This is a genomic window from Streptomyces sp. YIM 98790, assembly GCF_011421595.1.
Lineage (GTDB): Bacteria > Actinomycetota > Actinomycetes > Streptomycetales > Streptomycetaceae > Streptomyces.
In genome coordinates, this window is sequence record NZ_WTLH01000116.1 from 1 (window position 1) to 19,804 (window position 19,804).

The 19,804-nt window shown below is 72.4% G+C and carries 12 protein-coding genes and 1 pseudogene; 4 read left to right on the top strand and 9 right to left on the bottom strand.

Translation table 11 applies throughout. The annotated features are described in order from the left end of the window. Both GQS09_RS18605 and GQS09_RS18610 read left to right on the top strand, forming a co-directional pair. Positions 1 to 696 (top strand): 4-alpha-glucanotransferase (locus tag GQS09_RS18605; protein WP_207958000.1); only part of this gene is annotated, 696 nt, incomplete at its 5' end. A gap of 27 nt (positions 697 to 723) precedes the next feature. Then, the gene (locus tag GQS09_RS18610) at positions 724 to 972 is read left to right on the top strand and encodes a hypothetical protein (protein ID WP_313896207.1); all 249 of its coding nucleotides are present in this window, start codon (positions 724 to 726) and stop codon (positions 970 to 972) included. Between the two features lie 96 nt (positions 973 to 1,068). On the opposite strand, the gene GQS09_RS18615 is transcribed toward GQS09_RS18610, so the two are convergent. The 3 genes from GQS09_RS18615 to GQS09_RS18625 form a co-directional block, all read right to left on the bottom strand. Then, entirely contained in the window at positions 1,069 to 1,803 is a 735-nt protein-coding gene (locus tag GQS09_RS18615; RefSeq protein WP_165987700.1) for a hypothetical protein, read from the bottom strand. Between the two features lie 102 nt (positions 1,804 to 1,905). Further along, the gene (gene pepN / locus GQS09_RS18620) at positions 1,906 to 4,482 is read right to left on the bottom strand and encodes an aminopeptidase N (protein ID WP_165987702.1); all 2,577 of its coding nucleotides are present in this window, start codon (positions 4,480 to 4,482) and stop codon (positions 1,906 to 1,908) included. Positions 4,483 to 4,845: 363 nt separating this feature from the next. Then, a complete protein-coding gene (locus GQS09_RS18625) occupies positions 4,846 to 6,132 on the bottom strand; it encodes an FAD-binding protein (RefSeq protein WP_165987704.1) in 1,287 nt (428 codons plus the stop codon). A gap of 197 nt (positions 6,133 to 6,329) precedes the next feature. On the opposite strand from GQS09_RS18625, the gene GQS09_RS18630 reads away from it, so the two are divergent. Next, complete coding sequence (locus GQS09_RS18630) at positions 6,330 to 7,127, top strand: sulfite exporter TauE/SafE family protein (protein ID WP_165987706.1); 798 nt, start codon at positions 6,330 to 6,332, stop codon at positions 7,125 to 7,127. Positions 7,128 to 7,178: 51 nt separating this feature from the next. On the opposite strand, the gene GQS09_RS18635 is transcribed toward GQS09_RS18630, so the two are convergent. The 6 genes and pseudogenes from GQS09_RS18635 to pepN (GQS09_RS18660) all read right to left on the bottom strand — a co-directional run bounded on the left by GQS09_RS18635 (position 7,179) and on the right by pepN (GQS09_RS18660) (position 18,936). After that, positions 7,179 to 9,335 (bottom strand): CotH kinase family protein, encoded by a 2,157-nt coding sequence (locus tag GQS09_RS18635; protein ID WP_165987708.1) that lies wholly within the window; start codon positions 9,333 to 9,335, stop codon positions 7,179 to 7,181. A 76-nt stretch (positions 9,336 to 9,411) separates the two neighbouring features. Beyond that, positions 9,412 to 10,266 carry a polyphosphate polymerase domain-containing protein gene (locus tag GQS09_RS18640; RefSeq protein ID WP_207958002.1) on the bottom strand — a complete coding sequence of 285 codons (855 nt, stop codon included), beginning with the start codon at positions 10,264 to 10,266 and terminating at the stop codon, positions 9,412 to 9,414. Further along, a complete protein-coding gene (locus GQS09_RS18645) occupies positions 10,263 to 10,913 on the bottom strand; it encodes a DUF4956 domain-containing protein (protein ID WP_165987710.1) in 651 nt (216 codons plus the stop codon). Before GQS09_RS18645 ends, GQS09_RS18640 begins: the two co-directional genes overlap by 4 nt. 485 nt (positions 10,914 to 11,398) lie before the next feature. Further along, complete coding sequence (locus GQS09_RS18650) at positions 11,399 to 14,734, bottom strand: S8 family serine peptidase (RefSeq protein ID WP_165987712.1); 3,336 nt, start codon at positions 14,732 to 14,734, stop codon at positions 11,399 to 11,401. 248 nt (positions 14,735 to 14,982) lie between these two features. Then, positions 14,983 to 16,014, bottom strand: a complete 1,032-nt coding sequence (locus GQS09_RS18655; protein ID WP_165987714.1) for a hypothetical protein — start codon at positions 16,012 to 16,014, stop codon at positions 14,983 to 14,985. A gap of 244 nt (positions 16,015 to 16,258) precedes the next feature. After that, positions 16,259 to 18,936, bottom strand: a pseudogene (gene pepN / locus GQS09_RS18660) (aminopeptidase N). A 151-nt stretch (positions 18,937 to 19,087) separates the two neighbouring features. On the opposite strand from pepN (GQS09_RS18660), the gene GQS09_RS18665 reads away from it, so the two are divergent. Then, entirely contained in the window at positions 19,088 to 19,735 is a 648-nt protein-coding gene (locus GQS09_RS18665) for a disulfide bond formation protein DsbA (protein ID WP_165987716.1), read from the top strand. Positions 19,736 to 19,804 lie beyond the last annotated feature (69 nt).

The window sequence follows — 19,804 nt, forward strand, 5'->3', positions numbered from 1 at the left end:
GGCGGGGACGGCGGCAGCGGCGGGGACGGCGGGCGGCCGACGGCCACCCCGGCCGCCGGCGACGCCTCCGGCACCGCGCCCACCCTGCCGCCCCCGCTGCGGCCGGAGCAGTGGCGCACCGCCTGCCTGGCCACCGTCACCACCCACGATCTGCCGCCCACCGCCGCCCGGATCGCGGGGGACGGCACCGGCTGGCTGGAGCTGCGCGAGGAGCTGGGGCTGCTCCGGGAGAAACCGGAGGCGGAGCGGGCGGCGTCCCGTGCCGAGACCGAGGACTGGCTGCGCTATTTCTCCCGGCTGGGCCTGATCGAACCGGGCGCGGGGGAGGAGGAGCGGATCACCGCCGCCTACCGCTTCCTGGCCCGCACCCCGGCCCGGCTGGTCGGGCTGTGGCTGCCCGACGGGGTCGGCGACCGGCGCCCGCAGAACGTGCCCGGCACCTGGCGCGAGTATCCCAACTGGCGGCTGCCGGTCGCGGACGCGCAGGGGCGGCCGGTGAGCCTGGAGGGGCTGACGGAGTCGGAGCGGCTGCGGTCGCTGGCCGCCGCCCTCCGCGAGGAGCTGGCCGCCCACCCGGCCGGCCGGACGGACGGGGCCGGAGCCGCGGGTCCGGCGGACGCGGCGGGTCCGGCGGGTCCGGCGGGTCCGGCGGCGGAGGATGCCGGGCACGCCGCGGGCCACCCCGGTGGGACGTGACCGTCCGGCGTTGGTTAGGTTGGGGGCGTGGTCAACAAGAACAACAAGCGTGCCGCCCGGGCCGGCACCGTCGCCCTCGCCGCCCCGCTGATGCTGCTGCTGTCGTCCCCCACCGCACAGGCGCTGATGCGGGACGACGGCGACGACCCGGGCACCGGGCTGAGCGTCTTCGAGACGCTGACGGTCTTCGTGGTGCTGCCGCTGGTGCTCTTCGCGGTCATCACCGGTCTGGTGGTGCTGGCCGACCGCCGGAGCGGCGGCCGCACGCGCACCTGAGCGGTTTCACGTCACAGCACACACAGCGGTCACGTCACACCGGCCGGGCAGGTCCGCAGGGGACCGGTCCGGCCCCCGGTGCGGCCGCGGACCCGCTCAGCCGGGCGTGCCGGGGTGGGTGGCGCAGACCAGCTCGGTGTCGCCGTTGGTGATCCAGTACCAGTAGGTGGCGCCGTCCCGCGGCGAGCGGGCGCACGGCCGCTCCGGCTCGGTCTCCGGGGCGGGCATCACCCCGGTGATCTCCAGCACGGTGTTGTGCGGCTCCGGTATCTCGGCCGCGCCGGCGGAGCAGTCCAGCCGCACGGTGAGATCCGCCTCCTCCATGCGCACCCCGCCGTCCGCGGTGCCGACGAGGCTGGCCACGAAGCACTGCCCGGTGCGGAACTCGCGCTGGAAGCACACGGCCGTGGTGCGGCCGCCCGCGTCGGTGTAGAAGAAGTGGGCGCGGCCGGTGCCGTCCGGGCAGTTGTGGGCGTTGGCCACCACACCCGTCACCCGGACGAAGGCGTTCTCCGACGAGCAGGGCACGGGCTGCGGCACAAAGCTGGTCCACTCCGCGTCGCCGGACTTGTGGTTGGACAGGCAGTCCCCCTCCTCCACCGCGCGGAACGCCCGGGCGGTGGGGTCGGGCTCGGGCTGCGGCCCGGCATCCTGCGGCTCCGCCCCGGCGCCCGCGGACGCGGCGGCGCCCGAGCTGTTGCCGGTCAGGGACGGCACCACGAGCAGCGCGAAGAGGGCCAGCACGATACCGAGCATCATGAGCTGCCCGCCGAACACCGTGGTCCGGGCATGGGCGCGCCCGTACCCCGGGCGGGGTCCCCGACCATTCACCAGCCCAGGCTAAATGCTTCGTGTGACAAAACGAACAGGGGGACGCGGAACCGTGCCGGCTCCGCGCCCCCGTCGCACACCTGCCCGACCTCCGGCGGCTGCTCAGGCCGTCGCGTCGGCGGCCTGAGCCTTCAGGGCCCGTTCCACCCCGGCGCGGTTCTCCAGCACCAGCCGGCGCAGCGCCGCGCTGGGCTGCGCAGACTCCAGCCAGGCGTCGGTGGCCGCCAGGTTCTCCCGCGAGATGTCCAGCGCCGGGTAGAGGCCCACCGCGATCTGCTGCGCCATCTCGTGGCTGCGGGTCTCCCACACGCCCTTCACCGCGGCGAAGTACTTCTCCGCGTACGGCGCCAGCAGCTCCCGCTGGTCGGGCTGGACGAAGCCGGCGATCACCGCTTCCTGCACCGCGTTCGGCAGCTTCTCGCTCTCCACCACCTTGGCCCACGCCTCCGCCTTGGCCTCGGCCGTGGGCCGGGCGGCCAGCGCCGTGGCCGCGTGCCGCTCACCGGCCGCGGTGGCGTCCCGCTGCAGCTCGGCGTCGATCTCCGCCTCGCCTGCCGCGCCGGTGGCCGCCAGCCGCTGCAGGAACGCCCAGCGCAGCTCGGTGTCCACGCTCAGCCCTTCCACCGTGCGGGAGCCGTCCAGCAGCCCGCCGAGCATGGCCAGCTGCTCCTCGGTGCGGGCGGTGGCGGCGAAGGCGCGCGCCCAGGCGAGCTGGTGGTCGCTGCCCGGCTCGGCCGCCCGCAGGTGCTCCAGCGCGGCCTCGGTCCAGCGGGCCAGCCCGGCCGGCCGCCAGTCCGGCGCCGCGTACAGGTCCAGGGCCAGCTTCACCTGCCGCTGCAGGGTCTGCACCACCCCGATGTCCGACTCCTTGCCGATGCCGGAGAGCACCAGCTCCAGGTAGTCGCGGGTGCGCATCTCGCCGTCCCGGGTCATGTCCCAGGCCGCGGCCCAGCACAGCGCGCGCGGCAGCGAGTCGGTGAAGTCGCCCAGGTGGCGGGTGACCACGGCCAGCGACTCCGGGTCCAGCCGCACCTTGGCGTACGACAGGTCGTCGTCGTTGAGCAGTACCACGGCCGGGCGGGCCCGGCCGGCCAGCCCGGGCACCTCGGTCAGCTCGCCGTCCACGTCCAGCTCGATCCGGTCGGTGCGGACCAGCTTCCCGTCCTCGCTCAGCTCGTACAGGCCGATGGCGATCCGGTGCGGGCGCAGCACGGGCTCGCCCGTGGCGCCCTCCGGGAGTGCCGGCGCCTCCTGCCGCACCGCGAAGGAGACGATCATGCCCTCGTCGTCGGTGGCGATCTGCGGGCGCAGGATGTTGATGCCTGCGGTCTCCAGCCACTTCCTCGACCAGGTCTTCAGATCCCGGCCGCTGGTCTGCTCCAGCGCGGTGAGCAGGTCGCCCAGTGTGGTGTTGGCCCAGGCGTGGCGCTTGAAGTACGCCTGCACCCCGCGGAAGAACTCGTCCATCCCCACGTAGGCGACGAGCTGCTTGAGCACCGAGGCGCCCTTGGCGTAGGTGATGCCGTCGAAGTTGACCAGGACGTCGTCCAGGTCCCGGATCTCCGCCATGATCGGGTGGGTGGAGGGGAGCTGGTCCTGCCGGTAGGCCCAGGTCTTCATCTGGTTGGCGAAGCTGGTCCAGGCGTGCGGCCAGCGGCTGCCCGGGGCGTGCGCCTGGCAGGCGATGGAGGTGTAGGTGGCGAACGACTCGTTGAGCCACAGGTCGTTCCACCACTCCATGGTGACCAGGTCGCCGAACCACATGTGGGCCAGCTCGTGCAGGATGGTCTCGGCGCGCATCTCGTAGGCCGCGTCCGTCACCTTGGAGCGGAAGACGTACTGGTCCCGGATGGTGACCGCGCCCGCGTTCTCCATCGCCCCGGCGTTGAACTCCGGGACGAACAGCTGGTCGTACTTGGCGAAGGGGTAGGGGAAGTCGAACTTCTCCTCGAACCAGTCGAAGCCCTGCCGGGTGACCTCGAAGATGTGGTCCGCGTCCAGGTGCTCCGCCAGCGAGGGGCGGCAGTAGACGGCGAGCGGGACCGTCCGCCCGTCCGGGCCCTGCCAGCTGCTGTGCACCGAGTGGTACGGGCCGGCGATCAGCGCGGTGATGTAGCTGGAGATCCGCGGGGTCGGCTCGAACTCCCAGACGTTGCCCTCTGCGCCGCCCGGCTGCGGCGTGGGGGAGTTGGAGATCACCGACCAGCCCTGCGGCGCGGTCACGGTGAAGCGGAAGGTGCCCTTGAGGTCGGGCTGCTCGAAGCAGGCGAACACCCGCCGGGCGTCCGGCACCTCGAACTGGGTGTAGAGGTAGGTCTGCTGGTCCACCGGGTCGACGAACCGGTGCAGCCCCTCACCCGTATTGGTGTACGCGCAGTCCGCCACCACCCGCAGTTCATTGGCGCCCGCCGCCAGTTGCGGAAGGGCGATCCGGGAGTCGGCGAAGACCTTCTCCGGGTCCAGCGCCTCCCCGTTGAGGGTGATGTCCCGCACCGCGGGCGCCACCAGATCGATGAAGGTCGGCGCGGCCTCCCGGGCCTCGAACCGCACGACCGTCTCCGAACGGAAGGTGCCGCCCTCGGGCGCCCCGGAGATGTCGAGCGCGATCTCGTAGCCCTCCACGCGGAGCAGCCGCGCGCGCTCGCGCGCCTCTTCCCTCGTCAGATTGGTGCCAGGCACTTGTGGTGACTCCTTCGCCATACGACTGCGCCGTTAACGGGTTCTGTCCGGCGTCCGTGCAGTGGACGGCTCCCGCCGTGCCGTCATCCTTCCACGCCGACCCCGGCCGGGGCGCGCCGAAATTCCGCGCCCGGCCCGGAACCCGGGCCCGCGCCGCCGTCTGTGCGCGCGTACGGCCCCGACACCCGGGTCGGACGCGCGGATCACCGCTCGCGTCTCCGCTCGGCGCGCAGGCCCTCTGCGAGGAGAACGCATGCGGCAGCGGTGATCGAGGTGCCCATGCGCTCGGCGTACGCCTGGACGGGACCGCCCGGGATCTCGCCGCCGGTGACCGGCCAGGGCGACCGTCCTGACCGGCCCGGCTCACTCCAGCAGGGCGGAGACGAACTCGTTGCGGAAGATGCCGTACGGGTCGATCTCGGCGGCCAGCCGGCGGAAGTCCGGCATCCGCTCGTAGCAGGCGGCGACCGTGGCCGGCACCCGGGTGGTGATCTTGCCCCAGTGCGGGCGGGCGCCCAGCGGCATCAGCCGGTCCTCCACCTCGGCCAGCACCGGCAGCACCGCCTCCGGGTCCTTGCGCCAGGTGAAGTGGAAGGCCACCGAGTCCCGGCCGTGGCACGGGCTCAGCCACTGCCCGTCGGCGGCCATGGTGCGGATCTCGGAGACCAGCAGCACCGGTGCCACCTGCTCGCCCAGTTCGGTCAGCGCGGCGATGGCCTGCGGCGCGGCGGCGCGCGGCAGGAACAGCTCGGACTGGAGCTCCTCGCCCCGGCTGGGCGTGAACTCGGGGCGGAAGTGCGGCAGCCGCTCGTGCCAGGGGCCGGGCACCCCGCCCTGCACGGTGCAGAACTCCGCCGGCATGCCGGGCACCGGATGCCAGGGCCCGTCCGCCGGGCGCCCGCCCATCCACTCCCGGCCCGGATGGTCCCGGCCTCCCGCCTCGTCCGTGCGCCGCTTGAGCACCACCGTGCCGGGCACGCCGCCGCCGTCCCCGGCATGCCAGCCGGTGAAGGTGCTGACGCTGTACGCGGCGCCGAAGACCTCGTCGAACCGCTCCGCCACCACCGTCATCGGCACCCCCCGGTACACCCACTGGGCCACCTCGAAGGCGGGCTCGATGTCCAGGGTGAGCTCGGTCACCACGCCCAGCGCGCCCAGGCTGACCACCGCGCCCGGGAAACGCTCGGGATCCGCCTCGCGGCTCAGCGTCAGCTCCTCCCCGCCGGGGGCGATCAGCTTCACCGCCGACACGGCGGCGGCCAGGCCGGGCCGGCGGTCGCCGGAGCCGTGCGTGCCGGTGGCCACCGAACCGGCCACCGAGATGTGCGGCAGCGATGCCATGTTGGCCAGCGCGAAGCCCTCGGCGTGCAGCGCGGCAGCCACCTCGGCGTAGCGCATGCCGGCGGCGACGGTCACGGTGGCGCGCTCCCGGTCCAGCTCGAACACCGGCGGCAGGCCGTCCACCCGCACCAGATCGCCGTCGGTGGCGGCTATCAGATTGAAGGAGTGGCCGCTGCCCAGCACCCGCACCTTGCGGGCCACCGAGACGATGCGGCGCAGTGCGTCGTGAGAGGCCGGCCGGTGCAGCCGGGCGGCGTCGAAGGTCACATTGCCCGCCCAGTTCTGGGCGGGGGCACCGGCGGTGAGCATGCGTGTCTTCCTGATCTGCTCGGGGACGGGCGGAACGGGCGGAACGGGCGGAACGGGCGTGGCGGGCGGAACCGGCGTGGCGGGTCGTGGCGCGACCACGCCCGAGACTGTATGACGAAACCGTTTTCCCGGACAGGGCCGCCGGGCGCGATGCCACCGCACAGGCGTCCGACAGCCGTCGGATAAGGTCCGGAGCGATGACCGACCTCTCTCTGCCGGCCTTCGTGGCACTGGCCCTGGCCGCGCTGCTGGTCGGCTTCGCCAAGACCGCGATCGGCGGGGTGGCCGCGCTCAGCGTCGCGGTCTTCGCCGCCGTCCTCCCGGCCCGCGAATCCACCGGCGCGCTGCTGCCGCTGCTGCTGGTGGGGGACGTCTTCGCGGTCCGCGCCTACCGCAGGCACGCCGACTGGCCGGTGCTGCTGCGCCTCTTCCCCTCGGTGGCCGCCGGGGTGCTGACCGGCACGGTCTTCGTCGCCCTGGTCGACGACACCGTGATGCGGCGGACCATCGGCGCGGTGCTGCTGGCCGTCGTCGCCGTGCACGTGTGGCAGAACCGCAGGGCCGCGCGGGCCGCCGCGCGGACGGCGGCCGGCCCGGCCCCGGACGCGGGGGCGGCCCCGGCCGGCCCGGCCCCGGCGGGGCGGCACCACCTGCGGACTCTCGTCTTCGGCCTGCTGGCCGGCTTCACCACCATGGTCGCCAATGCCGGGGGCTCGGTGATGGCGCTCTATCTGCTCTCGGCGGGCTTCGCCATGCTCGGTTTCCTCGGCACCGGCGCCTGGTTCTTCTTCCTGGTCAATCTCTTCAAGGTGCCGTTCAGCGCCGGGCTGGGGCTGATCGACGGGCAGTCGCTGCTGCTGGACGCCGCGCTGGTCCCGGCGGTGGTGGCGGGCGCGCTGATCGGCCGGGCCGTCATCCGCCACATCGACCAGAGGGTGTTCGCCCGGCTGGTGCTGGGCTTCACCGCGCTCTCCGCGCTCAATCTGCTGCGCTGAGCGGGTGCGGGGTCGCGGGGAGGGCTCCCCGCACCCGCCCAGCGGGCCGGATCACCGCACGGTGATCGACGTGGGGGCGGGGTTGCCGCCGGAGAAGGTGCCGTTGAAGCCGAAGGCGACCTGGCCGCCGCTCGGCACGCTGCCGTTCCACTGGGCGTTGGTGCAGGTCACGACGGCGCCGCTCTGCGAGCAGGTGGCGTTCCAGGCCTGGGAGAGCTGCTGGTCCCCGGGCCAGGTCCAGCTGGCCGTCCAGCCGTTGAGCGAGCCGCCGGAGCAGGAGATCACCACCTCGCCGGTGAATCCGCCCGGCCACTCGTTGGCGTTCCGGTACGCGGCGGAGCAGCCGTTGCCGTTGCCGCCCGTGGTCCCGCCGTTGGTCGTGGTCCCGCCGTTCGTGGTCCCGCCGTTGGTGGTCCCGCCGTTGGTGGTCCCGCCGTTGGTGGTCCCGCCGTTGGTGGTCCCGCCGTTGGTGGTCCCGCCCGTGGTGGTGCCGCCGCCCGGCCAGGCGGTGTCCAGCCATCCGGCGCGCTGGGTGAGCCAGTTCCGCATGTGCTGGATGTGGCCCTGCCAGGTGCTCTCGGTCGGGGTGATGAAGAAGCCGACGGTGGGGCTGGTCAGGTTCGGCCACTTCTGGAAGTTGCGCTGGGCGGCGTTGGCCAGCGGCTGGGTCAGCGCGCTGATCCGGGCGCCGAGCTGCTGGTCGGAGAGCACGCCCTGGCGCAGTTCCTGCCAGCGCGCCCGCAGGGTCCGGTCGAAGGCCGGGTCGGCGATCAGCCGGGTGAACCAGTCGTGTGCCGACGGCTGCCGGGTCTGCTCGTACTGCCAGCCCTGGATCTGCTGGTTGTTGAAGAAGCCGCCGACGCCGAAGGCCAGGTCGTAGTCCCACAGCGGCCCGGCGAAGATCTTGCCCTCCCGGTCCTTGTAGAAGTACTGGCTGCGGATGTAGGAGTCCATCTCCCGGGACAGCTCATTGAGGATGATCTGGTCGGCGAAGGACTGCACATCGATATAGGCGGGATAACCGGTCTGCGGATCGGACGGATTCGCGCTGCGCAGCGCATTGTGGAACTGCTGGAGATGCTGCGTGAGCCATTGGCGCTGCTGGCTGTTGATGTCGTCCGGGTCGTGGACCTCCAGGTACTGCCAGCAGTTGGCGGTGCCGCCCGGGCACTGCAGGATCGGCTCCTCGGCCGCCATCCACTCGAACTTGAAGATGTAGCCGCCGGAGATGGCCGGCAGGGTGGTGTCACCGTTCCTGAGCTGCTTCAGGTCCAGCCGGTTCTTCTGGTTCTTGATGGTCTCCACCAGCATGTAGACGCCCTGGTAGTCGTCGGCGCCCATGGGCTGCCCGTCCAGGTTGAGATACAGCTCCACGAAGGCGTACCGCGGTGCCTGCATTCCCATGGCCCGGCCCAGGTCGTAGACGAAGGCGTCGTGGATCAGGGTCTTGTCGGCGAACGGGCCGCGGAGCACCCAGTCCGCCTCGGCGGGCATGCCCAGCACCGGCAGGTCGAGATCGTCGTCCTCGTTGTCCCGGAACTCCAGCCGGTAGGGGGCCTTCTCGAAGCTGGCGGAGGACTGGCCGCGCAGGTGGAAGGCGGCCCGGGTGGCCAGGGCGGGCGCGGCGGAGACCGAGGTGGTGCCGCCCGCCGACTGCGGCTCCATGACCATGGTGGCCACGTCGGCGTACTCGCGGCCCGGCTTGCCGCCGCCGTAGGCGTCCATCACCAGCAGCGGCAGGTCGTGGCCGGTGGTCACGTTGTGGGCGATGTACAGGGCGGTGCCCGGTTCGCCGCTGGCGGTGCCGCCCACGAATGCCTGGGCACGCAACTGCGTGGTGGTGGTGAAGCGCAGTGGTGTCCCGTTGTACGCCGGTGAGCTCGCGGTCGGGAGGCTGCCGTTGGTGGTGTACCGGATCTGGGCGTTGTCGATGCCGGTGCCGAGCGCCACCGACACCTCGCCGCGGAACGTCCCGCTGGGCACGGAGAAGGTGATGTCCCCGGTCAGCTCCTCCTCGGCCGCGGCCAGCGCCGCCGCGTCGGCCCTGGCGTCGGCCTTCGCCTCGGCGGCGGTGGCTGCGGCGTCCGCCGTGTCCGCGTCCGCTGCCGCCGCCGCGTCCGCCGCGGCCTCCTCCGCCTGCCCGGAGGGCGGCCCGGAGCCGGCCGTCGCGGGCTCACCCGCCGCGCCCGACACCCATAGTCCTGTCATGATTATGACAAACGCTGCCGCCAGTGCGGCAACCGTACTTGTGCGTTTCCTGCGCACAGAACTGCACCTCGTTTCGTCAAGTGAGAACGGCGGAGGCCACCGGCTCCCCGGCCGCCGGCACCGGGATTCCGGCGAACCGGACCCCCGCGGGCGGCGCGGCGCGGCGGACCGCCCCGGCGAAATCCCGGCGCAGGGTGCGCCGCCACGGTCCGGCGGGAAGCTGCGGTCGCAGCGCGGCCAGGCCGGTGGCGTACTTGGAGATCCGCCGGGGCCGGCAGTGGTGGCGCCACAGCAGCCGGTCCACCTGCGAGGCCGTGGAACCGGTCTTGGTCTCCACCACCGCCATGCCGGGCAGCAGCAGCTCGTGGTCGCCGTCCCGCCACAGCAGGCCGGTGTCGATGGTGACCCGGCTGTCCGTGTCCGGGAGATAAAGGGTGGTGCGGTGGTACCGGGTGCCCAGCACGGGGGCCAGGCGCAGGCGCCGCGGCTCGCCGGCCACCCGCCGGTCCGCCAGCACGCCGTCGACGAACTCGCGGCCGGGTTCCACGGTGGCGTACTGGTGCGGATCGTAGGGCAGGCGCTGCTTGACGGTGCTGCCGCGCGGCCCGCAGGTCTTGACCTCCAGCCAGCACTCGGCGGACTCCTCGTACACCCGGGTGCGGATCTTGAACCTGCGACGGTGGCGGTGCGCGGTGAGGTGGTAGCTGCGCAGGTCGGGGGTGTCGAAGTAGAGGGAGCGGTACGCGAAACGGCGGGCGCCGCCGATCTCCAGCACCCGGGTGCCCGGCGGCAGCCGGTCCAGCAGGGTGTGCAGCACGGCGGCCGGCAGCAGGTACTTGCGGTCGATCCGGGTCTGGAGCATCGCGCACGCCATCAGCTCGTCCAGACCGATCGGCGCCATCCCGTCCAGCGCCTCCAGCGGGGCGGTCACGACCGCCCCGCCACGGCGGCCGGGCCGTGGCCGGCGGCGGCCGGCGGGTGTGCGGGGTAGGGCGGGGGCGTGACCGGGCCGCCCTTGGCGCGGACGGGGTGCGCGGGCCGGTAGCGCACGTCCACCACGGTGGTGTCGTTCACCAGATCGACCCGCTGCACGCTGACCGAGTGGACACGGGCGCCCAGGGTCTGCTCCAGATGCGCCACCAGGGCGGTGTGGTCGGTGAGCGCCGTGTCCAGGACCATCACCTGGCGCCGGTAGCGGCGCATCAGCCGGGGGTGGTCGCCGACGAAGAGGACGGCCAGGACCAGCGCCATCAGCCCGCCGGAGCGCCAGATGTTGTCGGTCTGCATGGCGCCGAGCAGGCCCAGCGCCAGGGAGGAGAAGTAGTAGGCGACTTCGTGCTGTTCCAGCTCGGTGGAGCGCAGCCGGATGATCGACAGCACGCCGAAGAGGGCGAGTCCGAGTCCGAGTCCGGTGCCGGCGCCTGCTGCGGTCAGTGAACTGGCCACCGCCAGCACGCCGACGTTCACCCCGAGGCAGGCCACCACCAGGTCCCGCCGCCGGTGGCGGGGGTAGTAGAGGCCGAAGACCAGGAGGCTGACCGCGGCGATATCACTGACGAATAAGGCGACCTGCGCCATGTCGTCTCCTTCCGCTCGGTGATGTGGGGGGTCCGCGCGGGTGAACGGAAACTTATCGAGAAGTTATCGGAACGCTAAGTTTCGCACCACGGCCCCCGCCACTCACATCAAGCCGATCTCACCTCCCGTTCACCCGTGATCAACGATGCGCGGTGCTTCTGTTCACGCGCGGTCCCGCCAGCTCAGGCGCGTACTCCGGCGCGCCGGCCGCCCCTGGTGCCGGGCGACCGGAAATAGTGCCCCCGTTACCGATAATCTTCCGGAAAAACTTCCGGAAACGGCCGGCTCGTGTTCAGCCGGTGAAGGAATCCGGGCCGTAGTGGCCCCACGCCGCAAAGACCCCCCGTGCGTGCTGCCGCAGGTGCGGGCCACACCCGGCGGACCGTCCTTTGCGGTCCGGCCTGCGGGGAGGTCGGATGCCGGACGGCCCGGCTCCTGTGGGGAGCCGGGCCGCCGGGTGGTGCGGGTGGTGCGGGGTGGTGCGGTTACTGGGCGAGGCTGGTGATGATCACGTTGCCGCTGCCCGTGGCCGTGCCCCGCTCGTTGCGGAGTTTGATGGAGGCGAACAGGTCGCGCTCCTCGGGCAGTTCCGTCCCGGCGGAGAGAGTGAGGCCCGCGCTGAGCGAACCGGACTCCCCGTGGCCGAGGCTGATGCTGCCGTCCGCGCTCACCGAGCCGAAGACCGGGCTGTTGAAGCCGTCCATGAAGTCGTACTCGGTGGTGCCGGCCGGGACGCTCCAGCCGTGGACCTCGATGGTGTAGGTGCCCGGTTCGGGGTCCTCGACGGAGATGTACTCGTCCGAGGTGGCGGAGGTGGAGGAGCCGATCTCCTCGCCGTCCCGGTACAGGTACAGGTCCAGGTCGGCCGTGGTGTCGGCCGGGTTGCCGATCGCCGTCTCGAAGAAGGTGACGGTGTCGTCGAGGACGATCTCGTCCACGACGACGTACTCGTTGTCACCGACCGTCGGGCGGGCGGTGAGCACCGAGCCGAGGTCACCGCCGTCCACCGTGCCCGTCACCGGGGCGAAGTGGTTGGTGATCTCCCACGACAGCGGGATCTCCTCGCCGACCGGGGCGTCCTCGATGACCGTCTCGGCCGGGTCGAAGGTGGCGCCGTAGGCGGTGGCGTCCAGCGTGTACGGCTGGTCCAGCAGCGGCGAGGTGCGGCGGGCGTCGACGTTCAGCTCCCAGACCCCGGGAATGGGGTTGGCGTAGGAGCGGACGTCCGGCCGGCAGGTGTTCCGCGGGTCCTCGTAGTTGTTGTAGCAGGAGTAGACCGCGGTGTTGTCGACCGGGTAGCCGTACGGGTTGTTGGCCAGCCAGCGGGTCTGGCTGCCCTCCGCGAGGCCGCTGATGGCGACCTCCAGCGTGCCCGCGCCCTCCGGCACCCGCACGTAGTACGGCTCCGGGTTGTTGCGCTTGACCTGGTCGCTGAACTGCGCGGTGAAGTCCGGCGAGTCCAGGTCCACCGGCACCACGATGGTGGCCAGCAGCTGCAGCGTCGTGCCGCCGCTGCGCAGGTCGATCAGCTCGATCAGGGTGGAGTGCACCCCGGTGGACTTCGGCTTGGCCTTGATCTTCACGGTGACCGGCTTGTTCTTGGGCAGCCAGACGCCGTCGTGGCCGACCACGGAGAAGGTCTTGTCCGCGTTGTTGGCCAGCTTGACCGGGTGGTAGACGGGACGGTCCGGGCCCGTGGTGCGGGTGAGCGTGACCTCATAGGTCTCCGACTTGCCCACGGACGGCGCGGTCTCCCGGTCGTAGATGCCCCGGCCGGTGTGCGGGGTGGCCAGGAACTGCGAGAGCACGTGGTCGACCGGGGCCTGCACCTCGTACTCGTAGGGCGAGACGCCCAGCACTTCGCTGAGCCAGATGCGGTACCAGGCGCCCGTGGTGTTCAGCAGGCCGCCGCCCTGCTCGTACGCCTGCTCGCCCTTGATGCGCTTGGCCGAGGAGGCGAGGGCGGTGCGCAGCTCGGCCGGGCTGACCTCCAGGCCGTACCGCTTGGCCGCGGACAGCAGCAGCGCCGCCGCGCCCGCCGCCTGCGGCGAGGACATGGAGGTGCCGTTGGCCATGCCGTAGCCCGGCGGCAGGTCGTAGCCGGCGTCGGGCACCGGCGAACCGGCCTGCCAGGTGGGGATGGTGGAGATGGCCGCGCCGGGCGCCACGATGTCCGGCTGGAAGTCGCCGTCCGCGCGCGGGCCGCGCGAGGAGAACGGGAAGAGGGCGTAGTCGACGTCGACGACCGAGCCGTAGTTGGCCTCCCAGGTCTCCTTGGAGACCCCGGCGCCGACCGCCAGCACCTTGTCCGCCAGCGCCGGGTCGCCGATGGTGTTGATGCCCGGGCCCTCGTTGCCGGCCGAGATCACCAGCTGGACGCCGTAGGTGTCGATCAGCTCGGTGTAGAGGCGGGCCCGCGCGTTGTTGCCGTCGTTGAGGACCGGCAGGCCGCCGATCGACATGTTGACCACGTCCACGCCGCGGTTGACCACCATGTCGATCATGCCCTCGGTCAGGGCGTAGGAGGAGCAGCCGCTGCCGAAGAGGCAGGCGCGCGAGGAGACGATCGTGGCGCCGGGTGCCGCGCCCTGCATGTCACCGCCGAACAGGCTGTTGCCCGCGGTGATCCCCGCCACGTGCGTGCCGTGGTAGTTGTCGATGATGCCGATGTTGACGAAGTCCCGCTTCTGGCCGACCCACGAGCCGCCGTACGGGTCCATCGGCACGTCCTTGCGGATCTCCACCACGAACGGGATCTCCTCGGAGATCTCGGTGGCGGGGTCGTCCTCGCCGAACACGGCCACGTCGAAGTCGTCCGCGTACGGGGTCATGGCCTCGTCGTCGGCGAAGTCGCCGTTGTCGTTGAGGTCGACGGTGACGGTGCCGGCCGCCGGGTCGTAGAGCACGCCCCACAGGTCGGTGGTGTCGCCGTCCAGGTTCATGTCGCCGTTCATGTCGCCGCCGGCGGTGGCGGACTCCCGGAAGACGTTGAGGAAGTAGTCGCCCTCGGGGATGGTGAACTCGCGGCCGGCGTAGGTGACGGTGCCGGCGGAGACCTCGGTGACCATGGGCCGCCAGGTGAGGTCGCCGTCCAGGATCGGGTCGGTGGCGGTGACCGAGTCGACGATCTTGCGCTCGCCGGTGGTGGTCTCCTGGAGCGCGGGGTGGGCGACGTCGACACCGGTGTCGAGCACGCCGATGGTGATGCCGCGCCCGTCGGCCTCGGGGTGCTTCTTGATGAAGTCCACCGTGCCGATCTCGTTGGTCGGCATGTACGGGTTGTCGGCCGGGGTGGAGGCGTCGGGGCCGGTGTAACCGCCGCTGCCTCCTTGGTTCTTGCCGCTCTTGTCGGTGCCGACGAGACCGGGGACCGGGTCCGGGACCTCGATCATCTCGTTGACGTCGATGGCGAAGACGGAGGAGTTGCCGCTGGCCTTGTCGAGGAGCTTCTTGGCCCCGGGGGTGGTGACGGTGGCGCGCACATAGCCCACGGAGTCCTCGGTGTACCCGATCGAGGTTCCGTCGACGGCGTCCAGGTCCTTGGCGACGTCGGCGGTCTCGCCGGGCTCCGCGGCGATGAGCAGGGTGACGTGGGGGTCACCGGCCTCCTCCGCCGCCTTGATGCGGCTGAGGTCGGCTGCGGTGTACTTCTCGTCCTCCGCCGGCTTGTCCAGCGCCGGTTCAGGGTTCTCCTGATCGGCGAAGGCTGGGGTGGCACCGGTGGCTGCCAGTGCGACGGCGACGCCCGCCGCGAGTGCGGCACGGGTCAGGCGGCGTCTTGCCGGCGGTCGGGAGGATGCTGACGGCTTTATCCGTGTCATGACCATCCTTGTTCGGTATCCGGGACAGGATGGCCGGTAATCATACGGAACTGCGCTTAACTTGTGGGACGTTGAAAGAAAGTTGACGGATATCTGCCAAATGTGCGGATGTTCGGTGGCGCCGAAACCGGAAGGAACGGTCATTCGGCGCCCACGATTCCTACCCCCGGCCGGCCCGTGTCATGGCCCGTGCCGCCGTTTCGTTACCGGGGCCCGAAGGCCGCGCGGGGCTGCCGGGGCCGCGGGGGTCAGCGGGGCAGCACCACCACATGGACGGGCGGCCGGCGCTCCTCGCCGCCGTGCAGCGCGGCGCGCACCACCTCGGCCTGCTGCTCCGGGGCGTCCCGCAGCCTGCGCGGCGTCAGATGGACCACCGCGATGCCCGCCCGCTCCAGCACCTCTCGCTTGCGCGCGTAGTGCAGCCGGCCGTCGTCGCCGGGGGCCTCCTCCGGCGCCGCGGGGCCGCCGCCGTCCGGGCGGGGCGCGCGGGAGTCGATCTCCACCGCAACGGCTTCTTCCGGCCAGTACGCGTCCACCCCGCCCAGGAACGGGCCGCCGGGCAGCCGCAGATCGACGTTCCAGAACGGCTCCGGCAGGCCGGCGCCGCGCACCAGCCCGATCAGCCGCTCCTCGGCCAGCGCCCGGCCCTCGGCCATCAGCATGTCCACCGCACCGGCCACGTGCCGCCGCGACAGCAGCCGGGCGCGGCCCAGTTCGCGTACCACGGCGGCGGGTTCGCAGTGGCCGTCCTGCACGGCCTCGGCCAGCAGCCGGCGCACCGCGGCGGGGTCGGGGGTGCGGCCCACGGCATCGGCCAGGGCGCGGGGCACGGGGGCGACCGGGAAGCCGTCCAGCCGCTGCGGGCGGGGCAGGCAGTGCGCACGGACGATGCGGGCGCAGCCGGTGGAGCGCAGCCGGCGGGTGCGCGGCACCAGGATGTCCAGCCGGTCCAGCGCGCCGAGCGGGGGAGCGGCGGCGAAACCGTGCAGGGCGAGCGCGGCCAGGCCGGTCACCATGGTTTCGCCCTCCCGGCCGCCGGTGTAGCGCAGCGCCGCCTGCAGCAGTTCCTCGCCGGTGGGGCGGCCGGAGTGCAGCAGGCAGACGCCGGGCAGCGGCATCTGCCACGGGCCGCCGGGGCGGCAACGGGCGTTGGTCTCGGCGGCGGTGATGCCGTGACGGCGCAGCTCGCGGACGGTCAGGACGCGGTGCCGGGCGTCGTCCAGCAGGCGCAGCGGCAGGGGGTGCGGGGAGAGCGGGGACTGCGGGGTGTTGTTGCTCATGCCGCCCCGATTCCCGTCCCCGCCGCCGCTCCCAACCTCCTGTTACAGAGTCGTCGACAAATCTGGACAAGACAGCACTAAAGCACACGCGTTCGGATGCCGATAATGAGCTGCCTCCGGCGCCTGCGGCACGCTCGGCCGCCCGCTGCCTGCGGCGGGCCTGCCGCCGGGCGCCCGGGGCGGACCGGGTTCTGGCGAACGGCATTGCGGCGCCGTGGCGCACGCGGCCCGCCCCGGGCGGCCGTCAGGCGGCGTCGTCGTGGGCCTGGGCGCGCAGGGTGCGGGCGAGATCGTCACGGGCCTCCAGGACCAGGCGGCGCAGCGCCGGCGCCGCCGCGGGATGGCCGGCCAGCCACTCGTCGGTGGCGGCCAGCGTGGTGCCGTCGCCGCCGGCCATCGGGAACAGGCCGCGCACCACCGCCATGCCGATCTCGATCGAGCGCTCCCGCCAGATCCGCTCCAGCGCCTGGAAGTAGCGCGGCGCGTACGGCGCGAGCAGCTCGCTCTGGCCCGGCTGGGCGAAGCCGTCGATCGTCGCCTCGGTCAGTGCGTTGGACAGCTTGTCCGACTCCACCACATCCGCCCAGGCGCGCGCCTTGACCTCCGCCGAGGGGCGGGCCGCCAGGCACCGCACCTGGTGCCGGGTGCCCGAAGCGGTGTCGTCCCGGGCCAGTTCGGCGGCCAGCCGCCGCTCATCGGCCCGGCCGTGCGCGGCCAGCGGGAGCAGGAACGTCCAGCGCAGCTCCTGGTCGACCTCCAGGCCGTCGATCCGGTCGCCGCCGTCCAGCAGGCCCTCCAGCAGCCGGAAGTCCGCGTCCGACACGGCGCACTCGGCGAAGAACCGCGCCCAGGCGAGCTGGTGGTCGCTGCCCGGCTCGGCGGCCCGCAGCTCGGTCAGCGCGGCCCCGGCCAGGGCCACCGCCTCCTGCGCCCGCCGCCGGGGGGCGGTGTAGCGCTCCAGCGCCGAGCGGGCCCAGGAGTGCACCATCTGCAGCACGCCGATCTCCGCCTCGGCCCCGCCGAAATTCCGCACCAGGGTGAGGAAGTCGCGGGCCGGCATCAGCGCGTCCCGGGTCATGTTCCACAGCGCCGACCAGCACAGCGCACGCGCCAGCGGATCGGCGATCGCCCCCAGGTGGGCGCGCAGGGTCTCCAGCGAGCGCTCGTCGAAGCGGGCCTTGCAGTACGTCAGGTCGTCGTCGTTGACCAGGATCAGGTCCGGCCGCGGCTGCCCGGCGAGCGCAGGGACGACCGTGCGCGGGCCCGTGACATCCGCCTCGGCCTGGGCGTAGCGCACCAGCGCGCCGTCCGCCTCGCGACGGTACAGGCCGATGGCCACCCGGTGCGGGCGCAGGACGTCCGTCTCGGCGCGCGGCGGGTTGGGTCCCTCGAAGACCGGGGCCTGCTGGGTGACCGACAGCTCGGTGATCCGCCCCGCGGAGTCGCAGACCGCCTGCGGGGTCAGCGCGTTGACCCCGGCGGTCTGCAGCCAGGCCCGGGCCCAGCCGCTCATGTCCCGCCCCGAGGTCTCCTCCAGCACCTGGAGCAGGTCCTTGAGCGTGGTGTTGCCGTAGGCGTGGCGCTGGAAGTAGCGCCGCGCGCCCTCCATGAAGGCCTCCCGCCCGGCATAGGCGACGAGCTGCTTGAGCACCGAGGCGCCCTTGGCGTAGGTGATGCCGTCGAAGTTCAGCTTGGCGTCCTGGAGGTCGCGGATGTCCGCGGTCACCGGGTGGGTGGAGGGCAACTGGTCGGCCCGGTAGGCCCAGGCCTTGCGGCGGTTCGCGAAGGTGATCCAGCCCTCGGAGAAGCGGGTGGCCTCGACCAGCGAGAAGGCGCCCATGAAGTCCGCGAAGGACTCCTTGAGCCACAGGTCGTCCCACCATTCCATGGTGACCAGGTCGCCGAACCACATGTGCGCCATCTCGTGCAGCAGGGTGTTGGCCCGGCCCTGGNCGCCATCTCGTGCAGCAGGGTGTTGGCCCGGCCCTGGTAGGCGGCGCGGGTGGTGCGGCCCCGGAAGACGTACTCCTCCCGGAAGGTCACGCAGCCCGGGTTCTCCATCGCGCCGATGTTGTACTCCGGCACGAACGCCTGGTCGTACTTGCCGAACGGGTACGGGTAGCCGAAGCGGTCGTGGAAGAAGTCCAGTCCCTGCTTGGTGACGGTGAAGATCTCGTCCGCGTCGAAGTGCTTGGCCAGGCCCTTGCGGCAGAGCGCGCCCAGCGGGATGTCGAGCACCGTGCCGTCCGGCAGATGACGCGTGTAGTGGTCACGCTCGTAGTGGTAGGGGCCGGCCACCACCGCCGTGATGTAGGTGGAGATGGGCCGGGTGGTGGCGAAGCGCCATGTGGCGTACGCGCCCACGGTGCCCGCCGGGCCGTCCAGAAGTTCCGGTTCGCCCTCCTGCGCGCCGTTGCTGAGCACCGTCCAGTGCGCCGGGGCGGTCACCCGGAAGGTGAACGGGGCTTTCAGGTCGGGCTGCTCGAAGTTGGCGAAGACCCGCCGTGCGTCCGCCGGTTCGTACTGGGTGTAGAGGTAGGTTTCGCCGTCCTCCGGGTCCACGAAGTGGTGCAGTCCCTCGCCGGTGCGGCTGTACGCGCACCGCGCGTCGACCACCAGCTCGTTCTCCGCGGCCAGGGCGGGCAGCGCGATCCGGCAGCCGTCGAAAACCCGCTCCACGGGGAGCGGATCGCCGTTCAGCGTGATGGAGTGGACGTGCGGGGCCAGCAGATCGGCGAAGCTGGAGGCGCCGGGCTCGGCGCAGCCGAAACGGATGGTCGTGGTGGAGCGGAAGGTACGGGGGCCGGAGGCGGGCGGAGCGTCGATGGCGGACCGCAGGTCGAGCGCCACCTCATACCCGTGCACGGTGAGCAGGCGGGCTCGCTCGCGGGCCTCGTCACGGGTCAGGTTCTCTCCGGGCACGGACCGACTCCCTCGTCTTTGCAATCTTCGTGTGTGCGCGCAAACGTCGGGTCAGCATCGCACGACGCGGTGACAGGGTGCACGGGGAATGTGACGCGCTTCGCCACAGTTGCTTTCGGCTGACATGTATCAGTACGCGGAGGAGAGACACGTGACGGAGAGCGCCGGCGGCGGCACGGTCGCCGAGGCCGATTTCTGGTTCGACCCGGTATGCCCCTGGGCCTGGATCACCTCGCGGTGGATGCTGGAGGTGGAGCGGCTGCGGCCGGTACGGGTGCGCTGGCATGTGATGAGCCTGGCGGTGCTCAACGAACCCCGGATGGAGGAACTGCCGCCGTCCTACGCCCGGCTGATGGAGGAGTCCTGGGGCCCGGCGCGGGTGTGCGTCGCCGCCGGGGAACTGCACGGCAGCGAGGTCCTCGGCCCGCTTTACACCGAACTCGGCATCCGCTTCCACCACGAGAAGCGCGAGCGGAACCGGGAGACGCTGGCGGCGGCGCTGACCGCGGCCGGCCTCCCCGGGTCGCTGGCGGACGCGGCCGGTTCGGGGGAGTGGGACGAGCGGCTGCGGGCCTCCCACGCCTCGGGCATCGGGCTGGTCGGACAGGACGTGGGCACCCCGGTGATCGCCGTGCCGGGCCCGGACGGCCGGCCCAACGCCTTCTTCGGCCCGGTGGTGACCCCGATCCCGCGCGGCGAGGCCGCCGCGCGGCTCTGGGACGGCGTGCTGCTGGTCTCGGCCACGCCCGGCTTCTACGAGCTCAAGCGCACCCGCGACGCCTCTCCCGGCTTCGACTGAACCCCCGCCCCCGCCCCCGCCCCCGCGGCGGCCTCCGGCCGCCGCGGGCCGCGCGCTGCCGCAGCCGGC